A 17,849-nucleotide genomic window follows, 5' to 3' on the forward strand; every position below is an offset into this window, starting at 1 on the left:
GGTAAGCGACAGCGGTGGGCTGAGAGGGCCGCACGGGCCGACCGTCCTACCTGAACTGGGTTATGCCAGCGGAGGGAGCATCACCATGCCGAACATTCACGTGCCGGGAGCAGTCCGGTTGCCAGCGTCCCCACGCATGGCACGAACGGGGTGCGCCCGGTGAACCACACCGACACCCCTGACAACACCTCTGACGTCCTCGTCGTCGGCTGCGGGATCGTCGGAGCCTCGATCGCGTGGAATCTCGCGCGCCGCGGTATCGCCGTCCGGTGCTTCGATCCCTCTCCAGGCAACGGCGCGACCTACGCGGCCGCAGGCATGCTCGCCGCCGTCAACGAGGGCACCTTCGGCGAGCACGAGCTCGCCCGGCTCAACGTCCGGTCGGCTGCGTTGTGGCCAGATTTCGCGCGCGAGCTGGCCGCCGAAACGTCGCATGCCGTGGGCCTTCGCGAAACCGGGACGCTGACGGTCGCCTTCGATGCCGATGACCACAAGCAGCTGCGGCGACTACTGGACCTGCGGCAACAGTGGGGACTCGACGCCCGTGAGATCGACGTGCCCGAAGCCCGGGAGATGGAGCCGTCGTTGGGCCCGAGGATCTCCGGCGCGATGTGGGCACCCGGCGACCATCTGGCCGATCCACGCAGCGTGCACCGCGCGCTCATCTCCGCGATCGAACGCCGCGGCGTCGAAATTGTCCACCGGCGTGCACAGACGTTACTGCAGCGTGCCGGTGGTGACACGGACACGGACCCCGTGATCGGCGTGGTCGACGACACCGGGGAACGCCACCACGCCCGCCTCGTCGTCCTGGCCGCCGGGTGGGAGAGCGCTGGCCTCGTGTCGCGCGCGATCGGCACGTCCGGTCATGTGCCACACGGTGCACGTGTCCCCACCCGCCCGGTCAAAGGCCAGGTGGTGCGGCTCGACGCCACGCACGAGCCCACATTCCTGCTTCGACGCGTCGTGCGCGGCATCGTGCAGGATCGCCAGGTCTATCTGGTACCCAAGGACGACGGCGAGATCGTCGCCGGCGCCACGAGCGAAGAACAGCCCGACGACCGGAAGGTGACCGCTGGCGGGATCTTCGCCGTCCTGCGTGACGCGCGGGCTCTGGTGCCTGGCATCGACGAGCTTCCCGTGACGGACGTGACCGCACGCGCCCGGCCGGGCAGTCCCGACAACATGCCGCTGATCGGGCCGACTTCCGTTCCCGGTCTGGTCGTGGCCACCGGCCACTTCCGCAATGGTGTCTTGCTCGCTCCGCTGACGGCATCGGCGATCACCGAGTACTGCGTCGACGGCGCGTTGCCGGACGCGGTCGCCGCAGCCATCCCCACCCGTTTCGCACCTTCTCCGCTGATCATGAACACAAGTGGCGCTCACAGCACGATAGGTGTTCATGATCAACGGGAAAGGGGAGAGGAGGACGGATGATGACAACACACGTGACGGTCAACGGGGAGGCCGTCGTTCTCGATGCGCCCACCTCGATACAGGAACTCGTCGCCCGCGTCATGAGCGAGCGCAACGAATCCGAGACCGCGACCGAGCGCGGGGGTATCGCCGTCGCCGTGAACAACGACGTCATACCCCGGGGCAGCTGGAGCACCACTCCGGTAAGGGCCGGCGATCGCGTCGAGATCCTGACGGCGACCCAGGGAGGATGACATGGAGACCGTCGACACCGGCGGGCCGACCGCAACCGAGGACCGAACCACGGCCGAAGACCCGCTCGTCATCGCGGGCGAATCGTTCGGCTCGCGGCTGATCATGGGTACCGGCGGCGCGCCCAGCCTTCTCGGGCTTGAGACTGCGCTGCGTGCGTCCGGAACGGAGCTCACCACCGTCGCGCTCCGCCGGGTGCACACCGGTTCCGAAGGCTCGATCTGGGACCTCCTGCGGCACAACGGCATCCGGGCACTACCGAACACGGCGGGTTGTTTCTCGGCCAACGAGGCGATACTCACCGCGAAACTCGCCCGGGAAGCGTGCGAGACCAACTGGGTCAAGCTCGAGGTGATCGCCGACGACACATCGCTGTTGCCCGATCCGATCGAGCTGGTGTCGGCGGCCCGCACGCTGGTCGACGACGGCTTTGTGGTGCTGCCCTACACCAACGACGATCCGATCCTCGCCCGCAAACTCGCCGACGTCGGCTGCTCGGCGATCATGCCCCTGGGCTCGCCCATCGGCACCGGTCTCGGCATCCTCAACCCGCGCAACATCGAGGCGATCGTGGCCGGCGCGCCGGTACCGGTGGTCCTGGACGCGGGCATCGGCACGGCGTCGGATGCCGCCTTCGCGATGGAGCTGGGCTGCGATGCGGTGCTGCTGGCCACGTCCGTCACCCGGGCAGCCGACCCGGCGCGGATGGCTCGGGCGATGCGCCAGGCGATCGAGGCCGGGCGGGATGCCCATCTGGCCGGGCGGATCCCGCGACGCGAGCAGGCATTGGCGTCGTCACCCACCGAGGGGCGCGCCAATCTCGATCTAGCGCTGTGAGCTCACCCGAGCGATCTTTCCGGGCGGCGGCGTTCACGTCGCGGAGTCCAGAGCCTTCAGCATGCGTTTGAGCGCCACCTGCCGGTAGGACGCGTCCATCAATTCTGCGATCTCGTCCCATTCCACCGGCCCGGCGGTGAAGTCCAGAGCCAACCAGCCACCCGGCCCGAAGTACGGTGGGCTGAAGATACGCCGATCTTCGGCAAGTGCCTGGCGATCGGCAGGATCCGGTTTGAAGATCACTGCGTAGGGCCGTTCATCGTCGCTGCCGAAGACGGCGAAGATCTTCTTACCGGCGCGAAAGGTCGGGCGTCCCCACGCCTCCACCTCGACTGCCTCGGGAAACCCCAGGCAGATACGCCGCACATCATCAAGATAGGGATCGTCGTCGCTGTACATCCGCGGATGTGCCATGAGCGTCACTCTAGCGGCACCCACCGACGGGGTCCCCGCGCGAATCCCTCGACCCGTGCGAATCCCTCGACCACCGCGGCGCGTCCCGCGCCATGCCGGCGGCGCCCACGAAGCGGTGCCATCCTCATGGCTCGTCCACGCCCACCAACGCGGCGAACGTCGTGCCCGTCAACACGCGCACGTCCCGGGCGAGGTGTGCCTGATCGGCATATCCGCTGGCCAACGCCGCGTCGGCACCCGCGAACCCGGCCCGTCCGATATCGAGAGCCCGGTTCAGCCGCACGATGCGGGCGAGCGTCTTCGGACCATACCCGAACGCGTCGAGGCACCGGCGGTGCAGTTGGCGCACGCTCAACCCCGCCCGTTCGGCAATCCGCTCCACGCTGTGACCACGTCCTACGTGCGACGCCGTCATGTCGGCCACGGGATCAGGAGGCCGGGTGTCGCGCAGCCGCTCGCTGACAACGGCCTCGAGTACCGTGGCCGGTGCGCGGGCATGGGCGAGGCGTTCCTCCAGCGACCTCGTCACGGCGGCAGACCAGAGCTGATCCAACGGGATGCGCTGGTCACGTAGTTCTCTCGCTGGCACGCCGACGACGCGAGGTCCGACGCCGCGGCCGAAGCGCAGTGCGGCATACGGCATGTCGGCTCGCCACGTGGCCAGGTAAGCCTTCGTATCCGGACCGGCGACGACCATCTGGCCACCCATCCAGATCAGGTCCATACACCCGTCGGGGAGCACCCGGTGCGCATCCACGGCGCCCGTGGACCTTCCCGTCCATGCGACCGTGTGCGAGATGTTCGATGGCCGCTCTCGGTATACCAGGTGCACCCGATCAGGATGGCACGGTTCTGCCGGTCGGTGCCACGCGTCGACAAGTCCCGTCACAGGGGTTGTCAAGTTGGCGGTCGTCTAAGAAACTGATTTTCAACCAGCGGCCAATATCGGACTTTTTTGAGAACGAGGAGGCATCGCTCATGGGTTCAGTCCGCAGTGCCCTCGCCGTGACAACCACGACATTGCTCACCGCGGGGATGGTCGGCGCTGCATCAGCGGGCGCCACGTCCGACCGCACCTCGCCGGCATCCAGCGCCGGCACGAGCGCGTCCAGCCAGTGCACGACCAATCCCGACGCCCCGAAGCACCAGTTCCGGGCGATGTGGATCTCCTCGGTCTACAACATCGACTGGCCAAGCGACAGCGGCCTCAGCGCCTCGGCGCAGCAGGACGAGTTCCGATCCTGGCTGGATCTCGCCGAGGCCAACAACATGAACGCCGTGGTCGTCCAGGTCCGGCCGACGGCCGACGCGTTCTGGCCATCCTCGTACGAGCCGTGGTCCCAGTGGTTGACCGGCACCCAGGGACAACATCCGGGCTACGACCCCCTGGAGTTCATGGTCGAGGAGGCACACGAGCGCGACATCGAGTTCCACGCGTGGTTCAACCCGTACCGGGTGGCCACGCACACCAACCGCAACGCCCTGCACAGCAGTCATCCGGTCCGGCAGAATCCCGGCTGGGCGTTCGAATACAACGGCCAGCTCTACTACAACCCCGGTATCCCCGACGTCCGTGAATTCGTCATCGACGCCATGATGGACGCCGTGACCAGCTACGACGTCGATGGCGTCCACTTTGACGACTACTTCTACCCGTATCCCTCGAGCGGCGAGTCGATTCCCGACCAAGCCACCTACGATCAGTACGGCTCGGGCTTCAGCAACATCCACGACTGGCGCCGCGACAACGTCAACCAGCTGGTCGAGGGAATGGGCGATGCGATCTCGTCGGCGAAGCCACACGTCAAGTTCGGCATCAGCCCGTTCGGGATCTGGCGCAACAGCTCCACCGACCCAGCAGGATCGGACACCAACGGGCTACAGTCGTACGACGCGATCTACGCCGACTCGCGCCGATGGGTCCAGGAAGGCTGGGTGGACTACATCAACCCGCAGATCTACTGGGAGATCGGGCACTCGGCCGCCGACTACTCCACCCTCGTGCCCTGGTGGTCCGACGTGGTCAGCGGCACCGACGTCCACCTGTATGTCGGACAGGCCGCGTACAAGATCGGTGACGGCGGGGCGTGGAACGACTCCGGCGAGTTGAGTGATCATCTCTACCTCAACCGGGACCACCCCGAGGTACAGGGCGACGTCTATTTCAGCGCGAAGGACGTGCGTTCCGACCCGCTGGGCGCCATTGGCCGGTTGACCGGCGACCATTACGGCCACCCGGCCATCATTCCGCCGATGCCCCATCTCGGCGGGAGTACTCCCAGCTCGCCGGTGATCAGCCATGCGCGGCACACGGGCAGCAGCGTCTCACTGACGATCCAGGGCAACGCTTCCTCGTACGCCATATACCGGTTCGACGCCACGGGCTCGAACGATCCCTGCGACTTCGAGGACGCCACCCACCTCGTAGGTACGGCGCGAGGGGATGGATCGGTGGCGACCTTCACTGACTCGTCGGCCGGTGATGGGACCTACACGTACTACGCGACGGCTCTTAGCCGGAACCACCTGGAGAGCAGCCCGAGTGATCCGGTTGAGGTCGAGCCCGGTAGCGGCTCCTGGTCCACCACGATCGACGCGACCACGCCTGGCGGCTTCACCGCCAGCGACAACTGGGGAACGTCGTCGTGGTCATCAGAACGGTACGGCGACGAGTATCGCTTCGCCGAGCCGGAATCGGTCAGCGACGCTGCGTGGTTCAGCGCCGACGTTCCCGCCACCGGGAACTACCGGGTCGAGGTCTGGTATCCCTCGAACGCCGACTACAACAGCGCGACGCCGTACGTGATCGCAACGACCAACGGTAACGAGGTGGTGGAAGTCGATCAGCGCTCGAACGGCGGGCAGTGGGTCGACCTCGGCACGTTCACGTTGTCCGGAGGTGACGGCAACGTCGTCGGGGTGAGCCGGTGGACGGCGACGAGCGGACTCGTCATCGCCGACGCCGTTCGCCTCACCCTCCAATAGCCGCACGTCACCAGAGCGTGGTGGGGAAGCGCCGCGACCCGGCGCTTCCCCACCGTTCCAGGTACTCGCTCGACATCTCGTGCTCTCGTACGTTCGAGATAGCATTACGTACGCACGAGTCAAGCTATTTGGCATATGGGATCCGAACGTCGTCAGCGTCGACAGCCAGCGACCCACGCACGCTCAACCATGCTCTATATTGCTGCGGGGAGAAACGGGAATGACATTCTCTAAATTGGCAAAGCATGAAGATGGAATCAGGCGCGCTAGATTCTAGCAATCGATCTTCATTGTGGCAATATGCAGCAGAGCGAGATAACGACTTGAAAATTTAAAAGGAAACGAGCTCGAAATCCGAGGACTCCCCGAAAAGGAAGTCGACATGTGGTTACATGCCACCTCAGCAGCTTCGGGATTTGCGCACGGTGGCAAGCCATCCGCCGCATTCATTATCGTTTGGTAGCAGGTGGAATTGTTTGTGATAATCTCGACTAGAGATGTTCACAAGGTCCAGCGAGGTGCCTGATGACTCGGAGGCCAGGTAGCACTACGGTCGAGGATAGACTGCGACGCCTCTCCCGTGCTCAGCGGGGAGAGGTGCTCTCTGCCGTTAACTCTGGCCGGGCTGTCCACGACCCAGCACTAGCGGACCTTGCAGTTGCCTTAGCCCGCCGTGAGCAAGAGGCGAATGGTCTGGGTCTTTACCGTCAATGGTGGTATCTGCTCGCTGCTGCCATCTTTATCACACTAGCGTTTATCGCCTATTCATGGATCGGCGCCGTGGTTATCGCCGGCGTCCTGGCTATCGCCCCGTTTCTGCTGCATCGTCGGGTGCTAGCCGCACGTCGAGCCGAGGCCGCGAACGCACATCCTGACAACGGATCGAGTACCTGACACCGCCACCATAGATCTCGTTAGTGCCGGTTCTGAGCGGGCCGCCTCGTGCTCTCGATTTGTGATGACGCAAACAGATCTCACGTTTTGCCATGCGCAATTATTATCGCTACACCACGCAGGCTTGATCGCTGGCAAGCGAGGCCATCTACACGCCGATCAGGTGCGCGGAAACTCGTCCCAGGCCGGTCCGGGCGGGGGCGCATCGTCGCGGGTGACGGCCGCTTGGATCAGCCCGTAGGGGCGGTCGTCGGCATGGAACACTTCACCCGCGTTGGCGATCCCGAACCTGTCGAGGTCGTACAGCAAGTGATGGTTGTTCGGCGCGGATAGCCGGACCTCGGCGATCTCGGGGTGCGCCTCGAGCACCGCCGAGCCCATCGCGTAGAGCGTCTGTTGCAGGGCCAGCGATTCCAGCTCGGCATAGGTGCGCATCATCAACGCCTTCACGTTGCCATAGACCGCGCCGTAGTCCACGTCGGTTGTCGCGTATCTCCACCACGCTTGCAGCGATGTCGCCATCACCCGATCCGTGGTGGGTTCGAGTACCGTGTACTCGTCTTCGAGGAAGCCCCAGAACTGCGACCCGGTGGACTTCAACAGCGCCAGGTCCTTGAATCCGGACACCACCCACGCACGCGGGCCAGGGGTCTCGATTCCCGCCGCCTCGGATCCGCCAGCGCCGGCTCCGGCCGTCCCCACCTCGACCGTCACCGCCGTGGTGCGGGTCTCCTCGCCAGCTCGAACCCAGGTGTGATCGTGGTCTTCCACCCGCTGCCACCGGTGCTCGTCGACGCTGATTCGAGCAGCATCGACGGGCTCGATCGATGCGACGAAGTGCCGGCCCAGGGCGAGCGCATACGTCTCTATCTGGTCGATCCCGTGTGTCTTGGCGAACGCGTAGCACGCGTGCTTCTGCGAATCCGTGGGGACGATGCGTGCCTGGTCGCCCACGGTGTGCGCGTCGGTGAAGTCACCGCGAAGGGCGGTCGAGACGGTCACGTCCTTGATCTCGTGCCGGGGCGTGTCGCGGTAGATCCGCACGACGCGGTTCTCGGCCTTGCCGTACTGGGTGGGTCCGAGCACGATCGCCACGGTCAGCTCCCGCGATAGGTCGAGTAGGCATATGGCGAGAGCAGCAGCGGGACGTGGTAGTGCTCGCTCGCGGCGACACTGAACGTGATCGTCACCTCCGGGTAGAAACCCTGGCGGCCCATGGTCTCGAAGTACCCGCCGGTGTCGAACACGATCCGGTAGTTTCCCGCCTGCAGCCGCACGTCCGCGAATTCCGGAATGCGGCCGTCGTCGTTGGTGATACCCGCGGCGACGCGCGTGCCGTCGAGCTCGGCGATGGTCACGGCCATTCCGACGGCCGGTGTGCCGTCGGCCGCGTCGAGCACGTGGGTACTGATGGTAGCCGTCATCGGCCTCGTTCACCCCTGCCTGTCGTCGAGCTGATCGAGCTGGTCGAGAAGGTTGGCCAGGCGGATCCGGTTGATCTTTGCCAGTTCGTCCATCACGACGACGCGCTCGGTCTCGGGGTCGTTGCCGAGGCGGGACGTGAGGATCGAGAGTAGCTCCTCCGCGGACTTGCCGGACGCGCACACCAGGTAGACGTGGCCGAACATCTCCTCGTACGCCCGGTTGCCCGCCACGATCCGTTCCTGCACGTCGGTACTCGCCGACGCCATTCCGCGCTGCTCGGAGGCTGACCAGGTGCCGGACGCGGGTCGGTCACCGATGCGGGGGTGGCCCGCCAGCGCCTCGTCCAGGTCCTCCCGACCCAGCAGGTCCACCGCCCGGTCCGAGGTGGCGAACAGGTCGTCGCGCTCGCGGTATGGCCGCCCGGTCGCGACCACGTCGATCCATCGCGTCGACGTGCAACAGTCCCGGAGGGCAGTCGCTGCCTCCATGTCGGACATGGCGTTGAAGGCCGCGAGTCCCGATTCCCCCGGCAACGCTTCAGCTTCAGCTGGCATCGGCACGAATCTACCCCCGATCGGGCTCCACGCCACGCAACCATCGTCTCCGCACGACACCGCGCAGCTCGTGACCGAGATATGGCGTGTGCGGGTGCCGGTGCCGGATACGTTCCGCCTGGACGGCGAACCTTTCGTCTGGGGCCAGGGCGACAAGATCGGCGTCGGCGCCGACACCGATCCGCCCCTTGCGCGGCATGCCTACCAGGTCGGCCGGTCCGGTCGACATCCACTGGACGACACGGGCAAGGTCCACACCGCGTTCGGCGGCGGCCGTCCAGGTCGCGGCAAAGCCGAACTGCAACGACGAGATGCCGCCCCAGGCCGCGTCGAGATCGCCCGTGTCCAGGTGTTTCAACTCCGGTGTCGACGGCGAATGGTCGGTGACGACGATGTCGAGCGTCCCGTCGAGCAGCCCCGCCCAGAGCCGCTCCCGATCGTCCCGGCCACGCACCGGCGGGCAACACTTGTACTCCGGGGCGCCATCCGGGATGGTCTCGGCGGCAAAGACGAGGTAATGCGGGCAGGTTTCGGCGGAGATGGGAACGCCTCGGCCCTTGGCGCGTCGAATCTCCTCGACGCCGGCACCCGATGAGACATGCACGACGTGCACGCGGCAGCCGGTCCGCTCCGCGACGTCCACCACCCGGCGGATCGCCGACACCTCGGCCTCGACGGGGCGTGAGGCGACGAATGCCTGGTAGCTCCGCCCTTCGGGAGGGGCAGCCCGTTCGAGCAGCCCGGGATCCTCGGCATGTACGAGCAGCACCCCATCGAGATCGGCGATCATGGCTGCCGCCGCGGACAGATCGGCGTCCGACAGCGGCGGGAACTCGGCGACGCCGGAGTCGGAGAGGAAACCCTTGACACCGGGTACGCCCGCCCCGAACAACGCGGGCAGCTCGCCGATGGTCGCGGGCGTGACACCACCCCAGAACGCGACGTCGACGCGGCATCGCCCTGCGGCGGCCTGTCGTTTCCGCTCCAGCGCGTCCACCGTCAGCGTCGGAGGCAGCGAGTTGAGCGGCATGTCCACGAGCGTGGTCACACCCCCGTCGAGTGCCGCCGCCGTCGCCGTGGCGAAACCCTCCCACTCCGTGCGGCCGGGCTCGTTGACGTGCACGTGCGTGTCGACCAGGCCAGGGGCCAGCACCTCGTCCGGCCCGGTCTCGGTGACGACGCGCGCCTCAGCCTCCGCCCTGTGGGATCCGTCGGACTCGTACGGTTCGATCGCGGTGATCACGCCGTTTCGAACCAGGACCGTCGCGGGCCGGACCTGTCCGTCGACGACGGCTCGCCACGCCCGCACCGCCAGATCGACCGAGTGTGGAGGGCTCACGGAAGGGCGACGGAGACGTACTTGGTCTCGAGGAATTCTTCGATCCCCTCGAAGCCTCCCTCACGCCCGATCCCGCTGGCTTTCACCCCGCCGAATGGTGCGGCAACGTTCGAGACGATCCCCGCGTTCAGCCCGACCATACCGGTTTCCAGCCCTTCACAGACCCGCAGCGCACGCTGCAGATCCCGGGTGTACACGTAGCTCACCAAGCCGTACTCGGTGTTGTTGGCCTGCACCAGGGCGTCGTCGTCGGAACCGAACGTGGCGATCGGCGCTACCGGCCCGAAGACCTCTTCGGTCAGGATGCGCGCATCCCGGGGCACGTTGCCGAGCACGGTCGGCTCGAAGAAATAGCCAGAATCTCCGGTGCGGGAGCCGCCCGTGGCCACATGTCCGCCGCGCTCGACCGCGTCGGACACGAGCGATTCGACCGTTTCTCGCTGCTGGGCATTGATGAGGGGCCCGACGTCAACGCCCTCCTCGGTGCCGCGGCCCACGCGCAGGCGCGACAGCCGCGCGGCGAGCCGCTCGGTGAAGTCGTCGGCGATCGACTCGTGTACGTGGAATCGGTTGGCGGCCGTGCAGGCTTCACCGACGTTGCGCATCTTCGCCAGCACCGCGCCGTCGACGGCGGCGTCGAGATCGGCGTCCTCGAACACGAGGAACGGCGCGTTCCCGCCGAGCTCCATGGAGGTGCGCAGCACCTGCTCGGCGGACTGCTCGATGAGCATGCGTCCCACCTGTGTCGAGCCGGTGAACGAGAGCTTGCGCAGCCGCGGGTCGCGGATCAGCGGCTCGGAGACGCCACGGGCGGACGTCGTCGGCACGACGTTGAGCACGCCATCGGGCAGCCCCGCCTCGGCCAGGATCGACGCGAGGGCGAGCATCGACAGCGGTGTCTCCGCAGCTGGCTTCACCACCATAGTGCAGCCGGCCGCCACGGCCGGACCGATCTTGCGAGTCCCCATGGCCATCGGGAAGTTCCACGGAGTGATGAACAGGCAGGGCCCGACCGGCTGCTGCATGGTCAGCACGCGGCTACCACCTGCGGGCGACGTCGAGTACCTCCCGGAGATCCGCACCGCTTCCTCGGCGAACCATCGGAAGAAGTCCGCAGCATAGGTGATCTCGGCACGGGACTCCTGCAGTGACTTCCCCATCTCCAGGGTCATCAGCAGGGCGAGATCGTCGATTCGGGCCATGATGGTCTCGTAGGCGCCCCGGAGTATCTCTCCCCGCGTACGCGGCGGTGTGGCCGCCCAGGACGCTTGCGCGCCAACCGCGGCCGCGAGTGCCGCGTCACCATCGTCGGGGGTCGCATCGGCGACGCTCGTCAGGGTCTTCTCCGTCGCCGGGTCCTCGACATCGAACCGTGCACCCGACGCCGACTCCCTCCACTTGCCACCGATGAACAACCCGGTAGAAACGTTGCTGACCACTGCTTGTTCGCGCTCGGACACGCACACACTCCTTTGGCTCGCCGACGTCGGTCACGTCCTGCTCGCCGTTCTCGAACGGGCATGCGCCACAGGACGTTACTGCTGTCACGCTAGCGCAGCGTCGTGATCGTGCCCCACGAGCAGTACCCAAGCCGGCCTTTCGGTATTCGGGCCACCATCCATACCGATCCTGTGGCACTCGCGTCGATATGACCCGCCCCGTACACTTTGACCCGTGCTCGCTCCGGCCTCCAGACGACCTGCTCTGCTTGCCAGCCTCAGCGTTGCCGGAGCCGCCATGGCTCTCGCGCTCACCACGTGGTTGTTTGTACTGCGCACATGGGATGGCCAGCAGCTCGACTGGATGACTTTCGAAGGGCTTGAGTCAGCCCGGCGCACCGGCGCGTGGAATGACCTGCGCGACACGCTGTCGACCCTGCGCGGAATCGCCCTGGCTGGATTGTCCATCTCCGCGGCACTCCTCGTCTTCCGCCGGCGTCACTGGATCGGCGCCGCACAGATCGCGATACTCGTCGCCGGCGCGAGCGCGACCACGTTCATGATGAACGCGCTGGCGTCCAGCGTCTTTCGGCCACATTCGGTACCGGTGTATCCGTCCGACGCGTCCGTGGACATGCTCACCACGCTGTTCGCCTGCGCCGGAGTGGCGCTCATCATCGCGGTTCAGCCCCGATACCGGCCGCTCGTCGCCGTCGTCGCCGCCATCGTCGTGACACCGCTGACCGCCGCGCAGATCGCGCTCTACGGGCAGCGACCGTCCCCGTTCGTCACGGCCCTTCTCGTCACTGCCGCCTGGGCCGGGTTCGCGACCGCCACGATCTGCGTTGCCCGCCGACGCCGCTATGGCGCGGCACCGCGTTCGTCGATGCCGGACCGCGACACCACCGCGATCGGCACCGTGGTACTCGTGCTCATCGGAACGATCGCGGCGTTCGGCTCCGTCGTGCTGATCGCCCAGTGGTACCGGGGAGACCTGCCCATCGGTGGCAGGTACGCCGACCAGATGATGGCCTTCCTCGGCGCCGCGCTCGCCATCGGCGCGACGGGATGCTTGAGCATCGCGGCCAGCCTGAGCATCGTGCAGGCCGGCGACGACGTCCGAACCAGCTCCGGGGACGAGCCCGACCAGACGGCCTCTAGGGACGACCAGGAGGCGCCGACATGAGGGATCCCATCACCAGGTGTGCCAGGGTAGCTGCATGGCACAAGACACACGTAGATCAGTTTCCATCCACCGCACGGCGGCCAAGCAGTTCGTCGCCACCAACGCTCGCGGCGGCGAACTCACCGTCGGCGAGGGCCGCGACGGCGAGTTCACGCCGGTAGAACTGCTCATGACCGCAATCGGCGCCTGCTCGGGAATCGACGTCGACATCCTGACCAGCCGGCGCTCGGAGCCGGAGTCATTCGAGATGGAGGTCAGCGGGGACAAGATCCGCGACGACGCGGGCAACAGGATGGAAAACCTCGAACTCGTCTTCCGGGTCCGCTTCCCGGACGGGCCGGACGGCGACGCCGCACGTGACGTACTCCCCGACGCCGTCACCAGATCACACGATCGCCTCTGCACGGTCAGCCGGACCGTGGAGCTGCCGTCACCGGTGAACGTCCGCACGGAGTGACGGCCAGCACCGCGAGCCTCAACGATCACCGATCGCGAAGATGCGCTCGATGACGGACATGTTGGCAAGCGCGTCGTCGGGCGGCGTCGGCACCGGTGAGCCGTCCCGTATCGCGCGAGAGAACAGCTCGCCCTGGATCCGGTACTGGTTCGCCGCCGGCACCTCGATGACCTCCGTACGCGGCGCCGTCGGCGGCGTGCCACCAGCAGTGTGCAGGATCCGGGTGGGCTGATCCGGCGGGATGTTGAACGGGATCTCGACCAGCAACCGGCCTTCCGTACCCAGCAGGTGAACACGCTGATCGGGCTCGAGCTGCGTGGAACACGTCAGCGTGGCATGCCGGCCGTCGAAGTCCAGGATCGCCGAGGTCAACACGTCGGTGCCGAAGTCGGGATGGCGGCGGATGCTCGCGTGAACGTCACTCGGTTCGGCGTCGAACATCATCCGGGCCACGTTGATCGGGTAGCACCCGATATCCATCAGTGCCCCACCGCCCAGCTCGGCGATGTTGCGGATGTTCTGGGGATCGGTGTTGTTGTAGGCGAAGACCGCCTCGATGGCACGCAGCTCCCCGATTCGCCCTTCGGCGACCAGCTCCCGGGCACGCACCCAGGACGGATGCAGGCGATACATGAACGCCTCCATCAGCGCCACGCCCGCTTGCTCGCAGCCCACGAGCATCGTGGCAGCCTCGGCCGAACTCATCGCCAGTGGCTTCTCGCACAGGACGTGCTTGCCCGCATGGGCCGCATGCAGGGTCCATTCCTTGTGCAAGTTGTTCGGAAGGGGGATGTAGACGGCCTCGATCTCCGGATCGGCGAGAAGCGCTTCGTAGGAGCCGTAACTGCGGCTGATCCCCAGCTTCGCCGCCGCCTCGGCCGCGCGATCGCCGTCGCGGGACGCGATGGCCAGAACCTCGCAGTTCTCGGCCTCCTGCATGGCAGGAATCACTTTGTTCAACGCGATCGCGGCGCAACCTAGTACACCCCAACGGACGGGATCGCTCATCCTTCCTCCATGTCGTTTGGCGACATCGTCAGCCTTACAAGACCGTCTGCGACGTTACCGTTTCTGATCGCCGTTGGAGACGAATGCCACTCATATCACGTGCTACCAGCGGTCGGTCGGGATGGCCCGCACGGATCATCGCCCCGCCCGGAAGCGGCAGCCATGACTCGGCTTCCCACCCCGCACCCGGGCACGGCGGTGCCGATGAGCCGACCGGGATATCGAACCATGGCTGATTACGAAGTGAGCACGGTTGGAAAACGGCGTGGCGAGCGCGGGTAGCGTACCCTTCCGTTGTGTCCGGGGTGCCCTCTAGTGTCGCCAGACATCATTCACCGTCGGCGGTGAACCGAATATGAACCGGATCGAGGGGGGCACATGGCCGACGAGGAGTCGGGTGGCCGGAAGGATCCCCCGCCACCTCCTTCACCTCCGCTGGCCGAATTCGACCCGGCCGAGCCAGAGGAGCCGCAGGATGGGAGCAGACCACCAGGAAAGCGCTGGGCATGGCCAGCGACAGTGGCAGCTGCCGCGGTGGTAGGCGTCGGCTCCGGGCTCGGCATCGGAACACTGATCGAACCCGATTACACCGAAACTGAGGAATACGCCGCCGCTCAGCAAGAATTCGCCGAACGCGAATCCGAACTCGACGACCGCACCGCAGAACTCGATCAGGCGGCCGAGGAGCTGGCCGAATTCCGCGAGAAAGTCGAAACGGTGGACGAGCGAAGCGCGGAACTCGACGAGCTCGAATCCAAATTGGACGAGCGGTCCACGGAATTGGACGAACGCTCCGAGCAACTCGATGAACGTGCCGAAGAGCTCGACCGACGCGAAGAGGAGATCACCGCTGCCGAGCTGGAGATCGAGGAGAACACGATTCCCGGTAACGGCATCTACCTGGTCGGAGAGGACGTTCAGCCAGGTAGATATCGGGGAAACACCGAGAGTGGGCGCTGCTATTGGGCTCGGCTTTCCGGAACCAGTGGTGAGTTCGACGAACTCATCACCAACGGCAGCGTACGCGGGCCTACCGTCGTGACCATCGCCTCAACAGACGTGGCATTCGAGACCAGCAGGTGCGGCGAGTGGACGCGCGTCGACTGACCTGCCCGGCGGGAACTTCGATATAGTTCACCATGGCACGCTGTCGTGAGGGGGTAGCGTATGCCAGGTGGGCGTGACCAAGTCGGACCGCTCGAACGGCTGACCCGGATCTTGCTCGCTCTGGACGATGCCGAGCCGCACGGACTCGACTCCGCAGAACTCGTCGGAATCGCCCGCTACGGCTCGGCGAGCGAGGCGATACGTCAGCTCAACCGCGATCTCAACGCGCTTCGGGCGATCGGATGGGATATCCGCAACGTCGGAGATCACGGCAAGGAGGGGCGTTATCGCCTGCACGCACGAGATACCCGGCTGCGTGTCGAGCTCGCTTCCGAGCACCAGGTGCAGCTTGTCCGGGCCGCTCTGGTGGCCGGTGCTACCGACTTCGGAGAGAAGCTGGGCGACGACATCATCGACTCCCAGAACCTCACAAATGCCCCGAGCCGGGTCGAGACCTCCGCAATCCACGCACACGATCCCCATCGCTCGGGACACGACGCCCTGGACAAGGCCGCCTATGCGGTGGAGAACCGATGCCTCCTCCGGTTCGTATACAAACGTCGCCGTCGCATCGTGCACCCCTATCTGATCCATCCGGGCGCGTCAGGCTGGTATCTCGTCGGCTCCGAGGACGGCGACACGACGACGAAGCGGTTTGTCACCGGCCGAATGTCGAGGGTCACGGTCGACGAGCCGGACACCGCGACGGTCTCCGACGATTCCCCGTATGACGAACTCAACCCCCTCACCTGGAAAATCGACGAGCCGACGGACGTCATCGTCGAGACGAGCGTCGAGCACGAGCCACACGTGAAGATGATGCTGGGCGCTCCTACCAGCAAGGCCGTGGACGGCGAGGTCGTCCGCCTCGTCATTCCCGTCACGCATCGTGCCGCGTTCCGGGCCCGGCTGTACGAGCTCGGCGAGCGCGCTCGCGTCTTGGCACCGTCCAACGTCCGCGCCGAGATCATCGCCGAGCTGGAACAGTTCGACCAGGTCAACCCGAACATCGTGACAATCGCAAGGAGCCGGTCATGATGTCGACGCCAGCCTATGTTCGGCGATTCGAGCGGGTGACCCGCACCCTGAACACGCTGTCCATGCACGCCAATGGTCTGCCGCTACATCAGCTGGCGTCGCGGCTCGAGGTCGACACCGAGACACTCCGCGAAGAACTGCTGGCCTACTACGTCGCCGAGCTCCCGCCATGGGTCAATCCGGCCCGCCAGCTTCGTATCGAGTTCCACGACGGCGAGGGCAACGATGCCGATCCCGCGACAGCCACTCACGTCTCCGCCGCTCCCGGCCAGACCCGTGAGGTCGGCGCCGACTACGTCAGCGTCACCGATCTCGCCCGGATCTACCGGGCCGGACAGGACCTCTTGGCGCTGGAACCGGACAACGCCGCCCTGGAGGGCGCCCTCGAGGCGCTCATGGGCTCCGCGCTGCAGGGCATCGGCTCCCGGCGCAGCGAGTGGCTCGCGGAGCTCGCCGCCACGATTGGCCAGGCCCTGCGAGAACGTCGGCGCATCCGGATCACCTACGCCCGGGCGTGGGAACCGGGAGTACGCGAACACGTCGTCGAGCCCTATCGGTTGACCAAGACCCGGCGTGGCTGGGAACTCGACGCGGGCGTCGGCGACCAGCACACGGGCACGTTCTTGCTCTCCGGTGTCCGGACGATCGACGTACTCGACGAGACGTTCGTTCGTCCCATCGACGCCGACGAACGCATCGCCGCGAATCGCCAGCTCCACGCCGTCGACATCATCCTCTCCCAGCAGGCGCGATGGGTCGTCGAGCGCTACGCCGAGGCTGCCGAGGTGATCCACGAGGACGACGACGAGATCCGGATACGCGCACACCTGTTGCCACCGGTGGAGCACCGGCTCGGGTTGGTTCTTATCGTCGCCGGGCCCAGCGCGTTCGTGTATAACCCGACCGAGCTCAGGGACGTGGGCACGTCGCTAGCGCGCAGCCTACTCCGGCATCACCGGCAGCCGGTCTGAGGAATGTATACAGCGGTCGGACCGGCTCGTTGGCCCGCGTGGTTGCCGCCTCGCTGACAGCCGGATCACGGAGCTAACACTCGGACTGCCATGTCGGTGGGGCTGGCTATGCTCGAAGCAGACGCGCCCAGTTCGGCGGCCTGTCAGGCTACGAAACAGAAGGGATGCCCCGCCGGATCGAGGTAGACCCGGAAGTTCTCTCCCGGCTGGAACTCCGCCTTCCGCGCACCGAGCGCCAGCACCTGTTCCTCGGCCGTGTCGAGATCGTCCACGTCGAAATCCAGATGAGCCTGCTGGGGATGCTCGACGCTGGGCCAGACCGGAGGCTGGTGCTCCGGCGCCTGCTGGAAGGCGATGGTGGCCCCGGAATCGCTGCGCAGCTGGACCCAGTCGCCGTCGTCGTCGTCGATTCTCCATCCGGTCACCGCGCTGTAGAAGGAGGCCAACGCCTGCGGGTCCGGGCAGTCGAGGGCGACGAGGCTGAAGCGTGCGATACCGTCCACGCACGAGAGACTAGACGGTCGCCG

The 17,849-nt window shown here is 66.2% G+C and carries 18 protein-coding genes; 9 read left to right on the forward strand and 9 right to left on the reverse strand.

Translation table 11 applies throughout. The features are described from left to right. The first annotated feature begins 159 nt into the window (after positions 1 to 159). From thiO to DPM12_RS03565, 3 genes are read left to right on the forward strand one after another with little or no spacing between them, the layout of a single operon-like run. Positions 160 to 1,437 (forward strand): glycine oxidase ThiO, encoded by a 1,278-nt coding sequence (gene thiO / locus DPM12_RS03555; RefSeq protein ID WP_112257126.1) that lies wholly within the window; start codon positions 160 to 162, stop codon positions 1,435 to 1,437. Next, entirely contained in the window at positions 1,434 to 1,670 is a 237-nt protein-coding gene (thiS, locus tag DPM12_RS03560; protein WP_112256892.1) for a sulfur carrier protein ThiS, read from the forward strand. The genes thiO and thiS overlap by 4 nt, the downstream gene beginning before the upstream one ends. 1 nt (position 1,671) lies before the next feature. After that, positions 1,672 to 2,505: a thiazole synthase gene (locus tag DPM12_RS03565; protein WP_112256893.1), complete on the forward strand. Its 834-nt coding sequence runs from the start codon at positions 1,672 to 1,674 to the stop codon at positions 2,503 to 2,505. Between the two features lie 33 nt (positions 2,506 to 2,538). Here DPM12_RS03565 and DPM12_RS03570 read toward each other — a convergent pair whose 3' ends face one another. Continuing rightward, positions 2,539 to 2,919 carry an MmcQ/YjbR family DNA-binding protein gene (locus DPM12_RS03570; protein ID WP_112257127.1) on the reverse strand — a complete coding sequence of 127 codons (381 nt, stop codon included), beginning with the start codon at positions 2,917 to 2,919 and terminating at the stop codon, positions 2,539 to 2,541. 124 nt (positions 2,920 to 3,043) lie between these two features. Continuing rightward, the gene (locus DPM12_RS03575) at positions 3,044 to 3,808 is read right to left on the reverse strand and encodes a helix-turn-helix domain-containing protein (RefSeq protein WP_342778737.1); all 765 of its coding nucleotides are present in this window, start codon (positions 3,806 to 3,808) and stop codon (positions 3,044 to 3,046) included. A gap of 89 nt (positions 3,809 to 3,897) precedes the next feature. Here DPM12_RS03575 and DPM12_RS03580 point away from each other — a divergent pair, with 89 nt between their 5' ends. Next, positions 3,898 to 5,904, forward strand: a complete 2,007-nt coding sequence (locus DPM12_RS03580; RefSeq protein ID WP_164465268.1) for a family 10 glycosylhydrolase — start codon at positions 3,898 to 3,900, stop codon at positions 5,902 to 5,904. Positions 5,905 to 6,957: 1,053 nt separating this feature from the next. On the opposite strand, the gene pucL is transcribed toward DPM12_RS03580, so the two are convergent. From pucL to DPM12_RS03605, 5 genes are read right to left on the reverse strand one after another with little or no spacing between them, the layout of a single operon-like run. Further along, positions 6,958 to 7,893: a factor-independent urate hydroxylase gene (pucL, locus tag DPM12_RS03585; protein WP_112256894.1), complete on the reverse strand. Its 936-nt coding sequence runs from the start codon at positions 7,891 to 7,893 to the stop codon at positions 6,958 to 6,960. Positions 7,894 to 7,895: 2 nt separating this feature from the next. Then, complete coding sequence (gene uraH / locus DPM12_RS03590) at positions 7,896 to 8,222, reverse strand: hydroxyisourate hydrolase (RefSeq protein ID WP_164465267.1); 327 nt, start codon at positions 8,220 to 8,222, stop codon at positions 7,896 to 7,898. A gap of 9 nt (positions 8,223 to 8,231) precedes the next feature. Then, the gene (uraD, locus tag DPM12_RS03595; protein WP_112257131.1) at positions 8,232 to 8,777 is read right to left on the reverse strand and encodes a 2-oxo-4-hydroxy-4-carboxy-5-ureidoimidazoline decarboxylase; all 546 of its coding nucleotides are present in this window, start codon (positions 8,775 to 8,777) and stop codon (positions 8,232 to 8,234) included. A 10-nt stretch (positions 8,778 to 8,787) separates the two neighbouring features. Further along, positions 8,788 to 10,116: an allantoinase AllB gene (gene allB, locus DPM12_RS03600; protein ID WP_211658347.1), complete on the reverse strand. Its 1,329-nt coding sequence runs from the start codon at positions 10,114 to 10,116 to the stop codon at positions 8,788 to 8,790. Then, the gene (locus DPM12_RS03605) at positions 10,113 to 11,576 is read right to left on the reverse strand and encodes an NAD-dependent succinate-semialdehyde dehydrogenase (RefSeq protein WP_112256895.1); all 1,464 of its coding nucleotides are present in this window, start codon (positions 11,574 to 11,576) and stop codon (positions 10,113 to 10,115) included. The genes allB and DPM12_RS03605 overlap by 4 nt, the downstream gene beginning before the upstream one ends. A gap of 214 nt (positions 11,577 to 11,790) precedes the next feature. Here DPM12_RS03605 and DPM12_RS03610 point away from each other — a divergent pair, with 214 nt between their 5' ends. Together DPM12_RS03610 and DPM12_RS03615 are read left to right on the forward strand one after the other, a co-directional pair. Then, on the forward strand, positions 11,791 to 12,741 hold the full coding sequence (locus DPM12_RS03610; protein WP_123788321.1) for a hypothetical protein: 951 nt from the start codon (positions 11,791 to 11,793) through the stop codon (positions 12,739 to 12,741). 34 nt (positions 12,742 to 12,775) lie between these two features. After that, the gene (locus tag DPM12_RS03615) at positions 12,776 to 13,198 is read left to right on the forward strand and encodes an OsmC family protein (RefSeq protein ID WP_112256897.1); all 423 of its coding nucleotides are present in this window, start codon (positions 12,776 to 12,778) and stop codon (positions 13,196 to 13,198) included. A gap of 18 nt (positions 13,199 to 13,216) precedes the next feature. Here DPM12_RS03615 and DPM12_RS03620 read toward each other — a convergent pair whose 3' ends face one another. Next, the gene (locus tag DPM12_RS03620) at positions 13,217 to 14,206 is read right to left on the reverse strand and encodes a Gfo/Idh/MocA family protein (protein WP_112256898.1); all 990 of its coding nucleotides are present in this window, start codon (positions 14,204 to 14,206) and stop codon (positions 13,217 to 13,219) included. Between the two features lie 378 nt (positions 14,207 to 14,584). On the opposite strand from DPM12_RS03620, the gene DPM12_RS03625 reads away from it, so the two are divergent. Genes DPM12_RS03625 through DPM12_RS03635 form a run of 3 tightly spaced genes read left to right on the forward strand, consistent with a single transcriptional unit; the run spans position 14,585 to position 17,322 of the window. Then, positions 14,585 to 15,313, forward strand: a complete 729-nt coding sequence (locus DPM12_RS03625; protein ID WP_112256899.1) for an Rnase Y domain-containing protein — start codon at positions 14,585 to 14,587, stop codon at positions 15,311 to 15,313. A 60-nt stretch (positions 15,314 to 15,373) separates the two neighbouring features. Then, the gene (locus DPM12_RS03630) at positions 15,374 to 16,351 is read left to right on the forward strand and encodes a helix-turn-helix transcriptional regulator (protein ID WP_112256900.1); all 978 of its coding nucleotides are present in this window, start codon (positions 15,374 to 15,376) and stop codon (positions 16,349 to 16,351) included. Beyond that, positions 16,348 to 17,322 (forward strand): helix-turn-helix transcriptional regulator, encoded by a 975-nt coding sequence (locus tag DPM12_RS03635; RefSeq protein WP_112256901.1) that lies wholly within the window; start codon positions 16,348 to 16,350, stop codon positions 17,320 to 17,322. Before DPM12_RS03630 ends, DPM12_RS03635 begins: the two co-directional genes overlap by 4 nt. Before the next feature lie 143 nt (positions 17,323 to 17,465). On the opposite strand, the gene DPM12_RS03640 is transcribed toward DPM12_RS03635, so the two are convergent. Then, the gene (locus DPM12_RS03640) at positions 17,466 to 17,825 is read right to left on the reverse strand and encodes a VOC family protein (RefSeq protein WP_112256902.1); all 360 of its coding nucleotides are present in this window, start codon (positions 17,823 to 17,825) and stop codon (positions 17,466 to 17,468) included. Between the last annotated feature and the right edge of the window lie 24 nt (positions 17,826 to 17,849).

This window comes from Phytoactinopolyspora halophila (genome assembly GCF_003287285.1).
Classification (GTDB): Bacteria; Actinomycetota; Actinomycetes; order Jiangellales; family Jiangellaceae; genus Phytoactinopolyspora_A; species Phytoactinopolyspora_A halophila.

Excerpts from the sequence above, each read along its gene's own strand:
- thiS (WP_112256892.1), top strand. The coding sequence starts at position 1,434 with ATGATGACAACACACGTGACGGTCAACGGGGAGGCCGTCGTTCTCGAT.
- DPM12_RS03635 (WP_112256901.1), top strand. The coding sequence starts at position 16,348 with ATGATGTCGACGCCAGCCTATGTTCGGCGATTCGAGCGGGTGACCCGC.
- DPM12_RS03625 (WP_112256899.1), top strand. The coding sequence starts at position 14,585 with ATGGCCGACGAGGAGTCGGGTGGCCGGAAGGATCCCCCGCCACCTCCT.
- DPM12_RS03570 (WP_112257127.1), bottom strand. The coding sequence starts at position 2,919 with ATGGCACATCCGCGGATGTACAGCGACGACGATCCCTATCTTGATGAT.
- DPM12_RS03565 (WP_112256893.1), top strand. The coding sequence starts at position 1,672 with ATGGAGACCGTCGACACCGGCGGGCCGACCGCAACCGAGGACCGAACC.
- uraH (WP_164465267.1), bottom strand. The coding sequence starts at position 8,222 with ATGACGGCTACCATCAGTACCCACGTGCTCGACGCGGCCGACGGCACA.
- DPM12_RS03620 (WP_112256898.1), bottom strand. The coding sequence starts at position 14,206 with ATGAGCGATCCCGTCCGTTGGGGTGTACTAGGTTGCGCCGCGATCGCG.
- DPM12_RS03615 (WP_112256897.1), top strand. The coding sequence starts at position 12,776 with ATGGCACAAGACACACGTAGATCAGTTTCCATCCACCGCACGGCGGCC.
- DPM12_RS03580 (WP_164465268.1), top strand. The coding sequence starts at position 3,898 with ATGGGTTCAGTCCGCAGTGCCCTCGCCGTGACAACCACGACATTGCTC.
- DPM12_RS03630 (WP_112256900.1), top strand. The coding sequence starts at position 15,374 with ATGCCAGGTGGGCGTGACCAAGTCGGACCGCTCGAACGGCTGACCCGG.
- uraD (WP_112257131.1), bottom strand. The coding sequence starts at position 8,777 with ATGCCAGCTGAAGCTGAAGCGTTGCCGGGGGAATCGGGACTCGCGGCC.